This window comes from Dolichospermum sp. UHCC 0259, assembly GCF_009711935.1.
Lineage (GTDB): Bacteria > Cyanobacteriota > Cyanobacteriia > Cyanobacteriales > Nostocaceae > Dolichospermum.
In genome coordinates, this window is sequence record NZ_VIKX01000195.1 from 1 (window position 1) to 12,984 (window position 12,984).

Consider the following 12,984-nt stretch of genomic DNA (forward strand, 5'->3'; position numbering starts at 1 on the left):
GTAAAGGATTCACAGAATTAACACACTAGTTTCAGCCATTTTATAAAACGCAATACCCCTCATTTTTATTTTGTTCACCTACTTAGTGTTAGAATATGGGAATATTCTCAACTATTGTAATTTCACCATGAAAAAACTAATTCCTACAATTTCTATAATTCTTAGCTGTATATCTCTGATAAGTTGCGGTATCACACCACAGGATAGAGTTCCAGAAGATTCGAGTGATACTGTAACACAAAGTCAAAGGGAAAGTTCTTCAGTAGCAGGAGAGGACAAAGAGGATAAACAAGAATCTTCTCCAGTATCAGAAACTCAGGAAAATGAAACCAATCAGGAAGATGAGGAAAAACTGGTTCGTAAAAACCTAGACAATAATAAAAATACTAATAAACAACCAAAGGTGGGAACAGTGACAAAATTAGTCAACGGTGATTTAATGTGTTACGTCACTTTAGTAGATAAGAAAGGAATTGAACACAATGTTGGTGCGACTTTTGAAATTTGTGCTGAGGAAGAAAAATTTTTAAATAAAAAAGTTCGTGCTGTTTATCAAATAGAATCAGTTAGTGATTGTGAAAGTGCAGAACCTTGTGGTAAAACTCGCAAGGAATCTATTATTACCAAAATGGAGATTATCAAAGATAAATCATCCACAAACAGCAACAATCAAAAATCAGGATCAGTAATTGTAGGAAATAATGTCGTTAGTGGAGAATTAACTAATAATAGTCCAAAAAATACCCAAACTATTAGCAATGGTAAATGGACTATAACCACAGGAAACCATGATTCTTGGAATGGAGTCAATAACACAGGAAATATTAGTTATAAAGGATGTGATACTAATGGTAAATGTCTTCAGTTAACAGGTGGTAAAGTTTCCTGTCGAGATGGTAAATGTATTACAGGTTGGCAAAATGGAGATTATTTTTACATATTAGAACAACCTATAACCGAAGATGGCAATTCTACCTCTACTTTAATAGTGAGAAAAGATAATACTGAAATTTTAAACTCTCCGGGATTGAAAGTTGTCTCTGGTAATTAAGAAACAAAAATTTTAATAACTTGCGATTCTAAAGGGGGGTTTGTTTGGGTATTTTGTGGAATTTCTAGACAAATCTGGGCAATCACGGGGGGTTTGCCCCTACTCTGGTGTAAAATTTTGATCGAGAAAGTTAAGAGCATGATTGCGGAGTTCAAAATATTCTTTGGAGTTCCGCATGGCCATTCTATCTCTAGGATGTTCAAAAGGAACTTTTAAAATTTCTCCTATCTTTGCTGATGGTCCATTAGTCATCAAAATAATTCTGTCAGACATATAAATTGCTTCGTCAACATCATGGGTAATCATCATCACTGCTTGACGATGATTTTCCCAAATATCTAATACTTGACGTTGCAATTTACCACGAGTTAAGGCATCTAAAGCCCCAAAAGGTTCATCCATTAATAACATTTTGGGACGAATTGCTAAAGCCCTAGCAATACCCACTCTTTGTTTCATTCCTCCAGAAATTTCATCAGGATATTTATCTGCTGCTGGGGTCAAGTTTACCATTGCTAAATGTTCATTGACAATGCTAATTTTTTCAGCCCGATTAGCATTTTTGAGAACTTTATCTACTGCTAAACGGATATTTTCACGGACAGTCAAGCAAGGTAATAATGAATAATTTTGAAATACCATCATTCTATCTGCTCCTGGTTTCCGAATCTCTTTTCCATCTAAGCGAACTGAGCCAGATGTAGCTTTTTCAAAACCACCAATTATTTTTAATAATGTGGATTTACCACAACCAGAATGACCAATTACAGAAATATATTCATCTTCATCAATGGTCAAATTAACGTTATCTAAAACTGTGCATTGTCCTTTATCCTGAGTTGGATAGAATTTAACTAAATTTTCGATTTCTAAAAATCCGTTACGTGGCATAGTTGCCGTAGTAGTATAATATGGTGGTTATTACGGAATTTGCTTCATAAAAAAGGAGTAAAAAATTACCTTTGGCTCAAAAAAAATGATTTTGGATAGAAAAATTGCTCAAATGTATTCTCAATAAGGATCAATAAATATAAGACTGGTTTGGTAGAGAATTTTAATAATATAATTATATGCTGATAATCTAAATACATAATTGTAACTTATACTTATCTAAAAATAAAGTTAAAAACGCCATGAAAATTTCAGAACATTAATTTGATTAACGACATTTTCTACCTGATGATATTTAAATTCTTTACTTATTTTGGTTAATTCCTTTCTAGCATCAGCAGCGCAAGCTTAATAGTAATAATTCCTATTTAGCCTCAACAAATTCTCTTGGTGATTAGTTCTTATGTACTAATTACATCCGTTTCCTTGGGGTGTGACAGTTGTGGGTGCGGAATGTGGGATACAATGCAGCGAAAGTTCAATAATAAAGTCATCAGTAATTAGCTAGTAGCTTGACTCCTGATGATTGATAATAGATAACTAAAAGTGGATAAGGATTTAAGATCATGGGAAATTTAAGACGCGTACCAGTCGGAATTGTTGGCGCGTCAGGGTATGGCGGAGTGCAGCTAGTGCGACTGCTGATGGATCATCCTGAAGTGGAAATTGTTTATTTAGGTGGTGAAAGCAGTGCGGGTAAATCCTTTGCTGATCTGTATCCACATTTCGCTAATATAGTGAATTTGTCCATTGAGGCGGTAGAACCGGAAGTTATTGCTAGTCGCTGTGAAGTGGTATTTTTATCTTTACCCAATGGACTCGCTTGCGACATTGCCCCTCAACTTATAGAAAAAGGTTGTAAGGTACTGGATCTGAGTGCTGACTATCGCTTTGGTGATTTGAAAACTTATACAGATTGGTATGGTACAGAAAGAAGCGATCGCACTATAGCCGCGACAGCAGTTTATGGTTTACCAGAATTGTACCGCGATCGCATTGCCGAATCAAATCTGATTGGCTGTCCCGGTTGCTATCCTACAGCCAGTTTACTTGCACTTTCCCCACTTCTAAAACAAGGTTTAATAGTTCCTGAAACAGCCATTATTGATGCCAAATCTGGAACATCTGGGGGCGGTAGACAAGGTAAAATTAACCTGTTGTTAGCCGAAGCTGATAACTCCCTGGGTGCTTATAACGTCGGTAGACACCGCCACACCCCAGAAATTGAGCAAATATGTAGCGAATTGGCAGGACATAACGTAAAAATCCAATTTACACCCCATCTCATCCCGATGGTGCGGGGGATTTTAGCCACTGTGTACGCCAATATGCGTGATCCTGGTTTAGTCCGTGACGACCTAATTACCATTTACAGTGCCTTTTATCGCAATTCCCCCTGGGTGAAAATCTGCAATAGTGGCACTTATCCCCAAACAAAATGGGCGTGTGGCAGTAACAATTGTTATATAGGTATAGAAGTTGACCCCCGCACTGGTCGTGTTATCGTCATGTCAGCCATTGACAACCTGATTAAAGGTCAAGCCGGACAAGCGATTCAGTGTATGAACCTAATGCTAGGCTGGGATGAAACCTTGGGATTACCTAAAGTTGGGTTTTATCCTTAAAAGGGAACAGAGCAGGGGAGCAGGGGAGCAGAGGAGCAGAGGTAGAATATTTTTCTTCCCAGTCCCCAGTCCCCAGTCCCCAGTCTCTACTTTGGTCCTAAACCAACAGTACCAGCATAGATGGCGCGATCGCCTAATTCATCCTCAATTCTGAGTAAACGATTGTATTTTGCTACCCGTTCACTCCGACACAGAGAACCTGTTTTGATTTGACCGGCGCGAGTGGCTACAGCTAAATCAGCAATGGTTGTATCTTCAGTTTCACCGGAACGATGGCTAATAACTGAACGGAAACCGTTGCGAGTCGCTAAATCAATGGTTTCCAAAGTTTCAGTTAGAGAACCGATTTGATTCAATTTAATCAAAATCGAGTTAGCGGCTTTTTGTTCAATCCCTTTTTGTAAGCGGGTGGCATTAGTTACAAATAAATCGTCACCCACCAATTGTACTTTTGAACCAATTTTCTGAGTCAGTAATTGCCAACTTTGCCAATCTTCCTCATGTAAACCATCTTCAATGGAAACAATGGGATATTGGTCAACCAACTGACCTAAATAATCAATAAACTCAACAGGGCTATGAGGTTTACCATCATAAACATATTGCCCATTTTTGTAAAATTCACTTGCAGCCACATCTAAAGCCAAAGCTACTTCTTCACCAGGTTTATAACCCGCTTGTTTAATCGCTGCTACGAGCAATTCTAAAGCCACTTGGTTAGATTCTAGGTTAGGTGCAAAACCACCTTCATCACCTACACCAGTCAGCAAACCCTTATCATCTAACACTTTGCTAAGAGTCGCAAATACTTCCGCACCCCAACGCAACGCTTCTTTGAAAGAAGGAGCGCCGATAGGGACAATCATAAACTCTTGAAAATCAACATTATTAGATGCGTGCGCTCCACCATTGATCACATTCATTAAGGGAACTGGCAATAAATTCGCCAAAGGGCCACCCAAATAACGATAGAGAGGAATATCTAAAGCTACTGCACCCGCTTTAGCCGCTGCTAAGGAAATACCTAAAATTGCATTTGCGCCTAAGTTAGATTTGTTAGCTGAACCATCTGTAGCAATCATTGTCCGGTCTAACAATTCTTGGTTGAGGACATCCAAACCTAATAATTTGGGTGCTAATATCTCATTGGCGTTTTTTACCGCTGTGAGGACTCCTTTACCACCATAACGGCTTTTATCCCCATCCCGCAGTTCATGGGCTTCAAATGTGCCTGTAGAAGCCCCGCTAGGAACTTGTGCGAGTCCGACTGCACCACCAGCTAAATGTACTTCCGCTTCTAGTGTAGGTCTTCCCCGTGAGTCGAGGATTTCGCGGGAGACAATGGCTTCAATAGCGGTGTCTAGAAATTTAGTCATTCGTGGTTTGTCCTTGATTTTGATTATGTCGTCAGGGTTTAACCTTTACAGTTTACTAATAACCCAATCGTTAGTTTATGTGTTTCTGAGGCAAAATCGGCTGACATTAAAGAAGATTTCCAATCACGACGGGTGGTAATGATCCCTGAGTATGGAAGGAAACACGGAATTTGTCAGAATCAGGATATCCAGGATTAAAGGATGTACAGGATTATTTATTGATACTTTATTTTGTCAGAATCAGGATTTTTAGGATTATAAGGATGTACAGGATTATTTATACTGCTTGACTGTTGCTGAAGAAATTAGGTACTATTTTTAATATTTAGGTACAAAATCCTGTCAATCCTCACATCCTCGACATCCTGATTCAGACAGATATTTATAAATTTATATATTTGAGATTATTGGTATCTCTTATCGAATCTATTGTGTTAGCTGAGATTTTAATCAATTCCAGACTATTTTGTGCTTGAGTGCTGTAAATATTTCACCCAAATATAGAAACTATAACGCTAGTAGTTATCAACAATTTATGAAACTTGTTCATGGTGATGTCCTTGTTAATATCTATCTAGTGAAAAATACTTCGTGTTGGGTTTCCTTTCGTCAACCCAACCTACCACTAAAAGTTGAAAGAAAGTTTTTGCAAATTATTAACAGATAGGAAAAACTGAAAATGAGTTAGGTTGAATTTTGAATTGATTCATTCTACCTATTTTTGTAAAATAACACCAGTGCCATACTCAACTCCAGTCAATGAACTTCCAGGAACACCATCTTTAAGGTAATAGTATTTTTTACTTGTGGCTGGATCTTCAACAATTCGCGGCGAAACTGTAGTACATTGATCGAATCCTGACGGATTAGAAGGCGCACCAGATAGACGGAAATTAAAAAGTGATTTAGCTGCAACACACCGACCAAAAGATACTGGGATGTAGCAACCTCCTGTTTCTATCACAGAGCCAGGAACACTGGGTTTAAGCCTAGTTGTTCCCTCACTATCCCGATAACATCTGTATGTAGTACGAGATTGAGATTGAGCTTGAGCCATATTTACATTCCAGCCAAACATAGAAACTATGGCTGTTGTACCCATCAATAATTTATGAAATTTGTTCATGGTGATGTCCTTGATTACTAAAAGTTGAAAGAGAGTTTTTGCAAATTATTAACAGATAGGAAAAGCTAAAAATGAGTTAAGTTGGGGTCAAAAAAAATATCATATTACCCAACCGACAAAACAAAGAATGGTGTTGGGTTTTCTTTCGTCAAACCAACCTACGACTTAGAGATGAATTTAAGGATTTGGTCCACTACTCAAAGGCACATTATCAGGTTCAGTTAGCCATCCATTCCGACGTTTAATTTCTTCATTGCGGAGGTCTTGCAGCCTAATATATGTGTCAATATCAACCCGTTTTTGATCATCTGGATAAGCCGGAGATTGTGATGTATTTTGATTTTGAGTGGTGCATTCTGGCGGAATTGCAGATGATGCCGCTTCAGCATTACCTGTAATTACTAGACCAAGTAAAGAACCAATTGCCGATCCAGTGCAGTATGCTGGTATGGATTGCGCTTGAGCTATATTTACATTCCAGCCAAACATGGAAACTATGGCTGTTGTACCCATCAGCAATTTATGGAATTTGTTCATGGTAATTTCTTAGAGGATAATTTTTATTTACTTGTTTCACTGTAATGCCATAAATCTGAACTCGTGTCTTAGTAATGATTAAGTTGTGTTTGTTTCATGATTGTTTTATACTCAACTTATGATTGAATAGTTGAAAACCTCTGTATGACACAGACACCTGGACGTAGTTCATTGACAGCCTCTGCTGAAGTTAGAGAGAAGGCACGAATAGCTTTACTTAGGTTAGGATATACACAACAAGTATTAGCTGATTTTCTTAAACTATCTCGATCTACTGTCAGCAAATTTTTTAATGGTAGCCCAATTACAGTTGATCGTTATAAACAAATTTGCGATGAGTTAGGATTGAACTGGGAAGATTGTCTGCCAATAGAAAAACCAATTGCAAAATCACAAACAGATTCTTGCTGCATTGCAGTAACTGATCAGGAGGAAAAAACAATGCAAACACTTAATCGTCAAATAACTGTTATAGATAGTCAAACTGAAATAGTGAAAGCAGTTATTTATTTAAAAGGTGATATAGAATTTATTGAAAAATCCAAATTTGTTGACACAGCTTTACAACAATTTCCAGGGCATACAATTATAATTAAAGACCTAAAACGAGGTAGTATCAAGGTGTTTATAGAAGGTTCTGGAAAAGATATTGAAGAATTAGTAAATCTGATTCAATCAAAAATACTCACGGAATTAAATGGTTTCCCTATTGAAAGTATTCAGATTTTGGATGCAAATGAGCCTAATAATAATCAACGGAATAATATAATTTCTTTATCTGGAAAATTTAATAAACCCAATTTCCCCCCTGGTTGGGATGATCCAAAAAAATTCATAAATCAAACAATTGAAAGGAGTCGCCCCTTATCATCTCAAGTTAGAAGCCAAGAAAATGACCGTAATGAAATTGGCAAAATTATCCATTTAACTCCAATAAATACATCTCTGTTGTTGAAAATAAAAAAAGAAGAACTCAATGAAACATTAGAAAAAGGTTTACATAGCATAACTTTACAAATACTGACGACGAATCAACAAATTCAGTTACCTGAAAACCTGAAGATTTTAGTTTTTTATGAATCTTCAGGAGAAATAATAGATGAAAAACTAGCAAGAAGAAAAACTCTCCGCTCTAGTTTTGTAATTGAATCAAAATCTCCTTTTTGTATTGAAGTTAAGCTGGGTGAACAAATTATTGAAAAAGGTCTTTATGTGTTATGATTACTTACTTAATCCATCAATAATTTTCCACAGCACCCAAAGTTTTGAGTGTGACTTTTTGTTGTTCAGTTAAACCTTTAATTCCAGTGATATTCATTCCCTCGTAAGGTCTAGGCACACGGAGAATTTGACGATTATATGTTTCCATATCCCACAAACTAATTGTACCATCTCTACTGCAACTTGCTACGGTTTGACCATCGGCAGAAAAAACAACAGCATCAATTCTTTTTGTATGTCCTGAGAGAATTTTTCTACATTCACCAGTTTTCATATCCCAAAGTCGCACTGTCCTATCTGTACTACTACTAACGAGTATTTGACCATTAAAATCAACGGAAGTTAATCTATCTTGATGTCCTCGAAAAACTTTCAGACATTCATAAGTATTCAAATTCCATAATCGAATTGTACTATCTTCACTAGCACTGACAAATATTTGATCATTAATGAATTTAACGGAATTTACCCTATCTGTATGTTCGGTTAAAACTTGTAAACATTCATAAGTATTCGTATCCCAAATACAAATTGTGCTATCTTCACTACCGCTAATTAGTATTTGACCATTGGGACTGTAAGCAACTGACTTTATGCCAGCATTACTACTTTTATCTGGTTTCAGATTTTGAGATTTACCAGTTTCAATATCCCATATATTAATTGTTTGGTTAAAGCTACTACTAGCTAGTTTTTTGTCATCAGTACTAAATGCTAATGACCAAATTCTTTCTTCTTCTCCAAAAAATGTTTTTACACATTTACCAGTTTTGATATCCCATATTTTAATAGTTGTATCTGTACTACCACTAGCTAGTTGATTACCATCATGACTAAAAGCAAGTGACCAAATCGTATTTTTATGTCCTAGTAGAGTTTTAAGACATTTACCAGTTTTAATATTCCAAAGTCTTACAGTTGCATTGTTATCTCCACTAGCTAATATTTCACCATTGGGATGAAAAGCAATTGTTAACTGCCAATCAGTATAACCAGATAGAGTTTTAAGACACTTTCCTGTATTGATATCCCAAACTTTTATTGTTTCATCTTCACTACTACTAACAAGTCTTTGGTTATCGGCATGAATAGCAGCAGACATTACCCAAAAAGTATGAGCTTCTAAAGTTTTAAATTCCCATGTCTTAACATCATAAATTTTGATGGGATGATATTTTTGAGAGTCATCATATCGACATACACAGCAAACAAGTTTCTGGCTGTCTGGACTAAAAGAAATAGACCTAACTGAAGCTTTATTTTCAGTTAATGTCTGAATATGCTGCCATTTTCCATCTTTAAATTCCCAAATTTTTACGACTTCTTCTTTATCTTTATAAGTTACCCCACCATTAGAGTTAGCCAGCAATTTACCATTAGGACTAAAACTAACTGAACTTGTTAATTTATTCAACCCTGGTAAAGATTGCAATAATTTACCCGTTTCCACATCCCACATTTTGATAGTTGTGTCAGGACTACCACTGACAAGTTTTTTCCCATCTGGGCTAAAATCAATCGAAAATACACCTGTTTCTTGTTCTGGTAAAGTTTTTAAACATTCTCCATTTTCAATGTTCCATATCTTTATACCATCACCGCCACAACTGGCAATTGTTTTACCATCAGGACTAAATTTAACAGTAATCACCCAACCTGTATGTCCTTTTAGCGTTTTTAATAGTTTACCTGTATTCACTGCCCAAATTTTGACTGTTTTATCTATACTGCTACTAGCTATTAATTTACTATCGGGACTAAATGAGATTGATAGTACATAATCATTATGTCCATCACATATAGTAATAAGTTGATTATCTTCCATTCTCCAAATGCAAATTTGTCCATTGATATCACAACCCGCAAATAACTTGCCATCTGGGCTGAATTGAACATTTAAAACAGTGCCAAAAGTATCGGTAAATAGACAATTTCTAAATTTTGATTGTGTAAAATTAACATTATGAATAGATATTCTGCTGAAGTCTGTTTGCCACACAGTTAAATCAGAAAAATCATAGTCATTTAAAATAGGTTGCTGTTTTTCTATCTGTTCCTGAATCAATAAATTTAGAAGATTACCAGCCGCATATCCTGGTTCTTTATTAGGTTGCTTTTTCAAAGCATATAGGATGGGAATTAGCAGATGCTCAAGATTTATCTGATTATGTAAATTATTTATTTCACCACGTATTTTCTCTATTAGTTCTAGATGATTTTGAGGAATATTTTTGGATAATTGGGTTAAATTATTATCAATATTTCTAAATTCAGATTCTGGAAGTAGTTGTTCTATAACTGGTTTAAGAATCAAACGAATTTGCATATCTTTGATATATTCTTTACCTTGAGCTTTAAACAAGGCATGAGTATTAAATAATTCAACTTGATTATCTCTAATTTCATCTACAATTTGATTGATTAATCGCTTAGTTATATATTCAATAATCACAGGTTGCAGAGTAAACTTAGGATTATCTGTGGAAGTTTCTACTATTTTTTCTAGAGGGATTTTCTTTTTTAAAGATTGCAAATATTTATTGACTTGTTGTAATTTAGAGATTGATAGTAAATCTTCTAGTAATTCTGATTCTGAAACTGGTTCACGATTAATTGCTAACCAGTAAATTATCTCCTTTTCTAATTTATTTAATCGCTGAAAGTGCCAGTTTAGTAAATCATCTTCGATGCTTTTTTCTAAAAGATGTTGTTCTTTTTCCAAAAAAATAGCAATGTTTCCTTGATATTGTTCTTTAATAAAACCTGCACTCAGTTCTAAAAATAGGGGATTACCACCATAAACTTCAATTAGTTTTTCCCAGTTTTCATCTGTAGCCCTAAATTCACCGATTTGTTGAAAAATTTTCTTGACTGCTTCTGTTTCTCTTAAACCTGTTAATTCTAAAAGACGAACAGAACCATCTTTATATCTTCTTGATTCAATTTCTGGTGGTATGACTCGACTGGTAAGCAGCAAACAGCTTTGATGTTTTTCTTGCCTAATTTGTTGAAACATTTCACCATAAACGCCATAGCCATCTCGATATTTTCCATCTTCTAAAATTGATTCAATATTATCAAGAATTAAAAGACATCTATTTTGTTTTAAATATCCAAGTAAGGTATTTATTTGAGTATTTGGTGATTCTGGTAAATTAGTTTCTTGTTGATGAGAAAGAAATTTGATGCTATCAGTGATTATTTCTATAAATGGTGGGGCGTTAAGGAGCGATCGCCAAATGATATAATCAAATTCACCTTGCATACTCCTGGCTAATTTCACAGATAAATCTGTTTTACCTATCCCACCCTGACCTAACTTCACAGAAAGTCCGGTTTTACCTATTCCTCCACTCCCAACAATAGCTAAAACTCGACAGCGTTCATTAACTATCCATTGTTTTAATTTTTCTAACTCCTCTGCGCGTCCAAAAAAATGGTTTACAGGAGGTACATTTCCCCAATCAGCATGAAAACCTTTAGTATTTACAGCACGTAAGTTTTCCCAGGTGAGAGGTTCTACCACTGCGGGATTTATACAAATCGCAGGTAAAAAGGATGCTCCTGGATGTTGTAATTCATGTTTTTTTAACTTATTTCTAGCTTCTTGAACTGCTAAAAATATGGGATATTTTTCCTGAGCAAAAAACTCTAAAAAATAACGAAAGAATTCCTGGGCAATGAAATTGGAAACTTGCTCTTTCATGACGATAACATGAGATATATTCAATTTTGCTAGGTCATTTGCTAATCCCAGTCCATCACAAGAGTTGAAAATTGCCAGTCTCAATCCATGATCAATAGCTGCTTTAAAACTATTATTTAAATCATTGATGGTAACACTTTCCTGGTCATTAATATATATATGTCCCGATTCACTTTGAGTTTTACTGTGTCCAGCAAAAAATAAAATGTCACAACCTTTTTCTAACCTTTCTTCTAACTGTTTACGGTTAAAAGGAAAAGTCATAAAGTCTATTTTTACATCTAAATCATTAACCAACTGGTCAAAAATAATGCGTTCCTGTTGTAAATCAATTCCCTCATCATCACACAAAATAGCAAGAATTTCTACTTGATTACTTGATTTTGATCTAACAAATCTACCTTGATAAGAAAGAGAGCCGAAACCATGAGTAGCCAAGGGATATTTATCAAAAAAATTCCACTGATGCCAAGGAAGTTTGCGGATTAAGTGATCTTGAATTTGGAAGATTACAAAAATTTCATCATTAATATCTAAAAATTCATTTTTATCCCATTGATGCTGGCAATTAACAAATTCTTGATATTGCAGCCAAATATTAAAACGTTCTTCTAGTTTCTGCTGTGCTAAGGCTAAATTTTTATTGATATCACTGCTATTAATATTTTCACATAGGTCTAATAATCCTGCCTCTAAACTGATAAAATCATCTACTTGCTGTAATAAGTTATTATCGTTTAGATCATCGGATAAATTATCTATATTTTGCCACAAATAATCAAAATTCCATTGAGGACATCTGCGGATATAAGTTGGGGTAGGCTTTTTTGTCAATAAAGTTACAGATGAGCGACTGCTGACAGTTTGATAGCGGATATCATAAAGCTTTTGCCAAATTTTGTAGAGTCTAGGGAGTATGGTATCTGGTGGTAAATTTGTATTATATTCATCCGCTCTTTTTTGTTCTGAGTTCCACCATAACTTGACCCTCACAGGGGTATCTTGCTCTAAATTGCCTAGTCCTAAATCAATAATTAGCGATTTGGTCATAAATAATAGGTACAACCCTTTCAATTATTGGCTTATGTGTATCTTATCATAAGTTACCCATAAGTAAGTAACTCTTCATAGGGGTACTTGGTGACTAAAATTGAGTAAAATCGAATACATGATGTAAACGGGGCTGATTGTTCATTCGTTCTACTATGTCTTCCTACTTATTTCGGTTGGTAGCAGTTATCACAAGTAGTTGCAAGACAAGCATAACACAACCATTAGTGAGGCAGAAGTTTTGATCTCTTGTTTTATAGTGAAATTAGTTAGTCTTTGTAATCATTCTTTTATTATTAGGGGAGTGAGGTTAGACTTCAGGCAAAATTTTTAACATTGATTCAATGTAGTTTTTCACTCTCCCCCCACTTTCGAGAGTTTATAGGGTAGGTAGAAGTAGG

Annotated in this window: 8 protein-coding genes and 1 pseudogene; 4 read left to right on the top strand and 5 right to left on the bottom strand. The window is 35.3% G+C overall.

Annotated elements, in window-relative coordinates; translation table 11 throughout:
- Positions 1 to 127: 127 nt before the first annotated feature.
- On the top strand, positions 128 to 1,051 hold the full coding sequence (locus FJR05_RS15740) for a hypothetical protein (protein WP_168644966.1): 924 nt from the start codon (positions 128 to 130) through the stop codon (positions 1,049 to 1,051).
- A gap of 99 nt (positions 1,052 to 1,150) precedes the next feature.
- On the opposite strand, the gene FJR05_RS15745 is transcribed toward FJR05_RS15740, so the two are convergent.
- Positions 1,151 to 1,942, bottom strand: a complete 792-nt coding sequence (locus FJR05_RS15745; RefSeq protein ID WP_168644967.1) for an ABC transporter ATP-binding protein — start codon at positions 1,940 to 1,942, stop codon at positions 1,151 to 1,153.
- A 566-nt stretch (positions 1,943 to 2,508) separates the two neighbouring features.
- Between FJR05_RS15745 and argC the strand changes: the two genes are divergently transcribed.
- Positions 2,509 to 3,567, top strand: a complete 1,059-nt coding sequence (gene argC, locus FJR05_RS15750) for an N-acetyl-gamma-glutamyl-phosphate reductase (RefSeq protein ID WP_168644968.1) — start codon at positions 2,509 to 2,511, stop codon at positions 3,565 to 3,567.
- A gap of 86 nt (positions 3,568 to 3,653) precedes the next feature.
- Here the strand turns inward: argC and eno are convergent, their stop codons facing one another.
- From eno to FJR05_RS15765, 3 genes are all read right to left on the bottom strand, one after another.
- Positions 3,654 to 4,943 (bottom strand): phosphopyruvate hydratase, encoded by a 1,290-nt coding sequence (eno, locus tag FJR05_RS15755; protein WP_168644969.1) that lies wholly within the window; start codon positions 4,941 to 4,943, stop codon positions 3,654 to 3,656.
- Positions 4,944 to 5,658: 715 nt separating this feature from the next.
- Positions 5,659 to 6,069, bottom strand: a complete 411-nt coding sequence (locus FJR05_RS15760; protein ID WP_168644970.1) for a hypothetical protein — start codon at positions 6,067 to 6,069, stop codon at positions 5,659 to 5,661.
- A 177-nt stretch (positions 6,070 to 6,246) separates the two neighbouring features.
- Entirely contained in the window at positions 6,247 to 6,606 is a 360-nt protein-coding gene (locus FJR05_RS15765; RefSeq protein ID WP_168644971.1) for a hypothetical protein, read from the bottom strand.
- Positions 6,607 to 6,750: 144 nt separating this feature from the next.
- On the opposite strand from FJR05_RS15765, the pseudogene FJR05_RS28010 reads away from it, so the two are divergent.
- Together FJR05_RS28010 and FJR05_RS15770 are read left to right on the top strand one after the other, a co-directional pair.
- A pseudogene (locus FJR05_RS28010) lies at positions 6,751 to 6,948 on the top strand (helix-turn-helix domain-containing protein); the annotation flags it as partial.
- Positions 6,949 to 6,951: 3 nt separating this feature from the next.
- A complete protein-coding gene (locus tag FJR05_RS15770; protein WP_254446959.1) occupies positions 6,952 to 7,827 on the top strand; it encodes a hypothetical protein in 876 nt (291 codons plus the stop codon).
- Positions 7,828 to 7,843: 16 nt separating this feature from the next.
- Here FJR05_RS15770 and FJR05_RS15775 read toward each other — a convergent pair whose 3' ends face one another.
- Positions 7,844 to 12,583, bottom strand: coding sequence for an NB-ARC domain-containing protein (locus FJR05_RS15775; protein WP_168644973.1), 4,740 nt, complete (start codon positions 12,581 to 12,583; stop codon positions 7,844 to 7,846).
- Between the last annotated feature and the right edge of the window lie 401 nt (positions 12,584 to 12,984).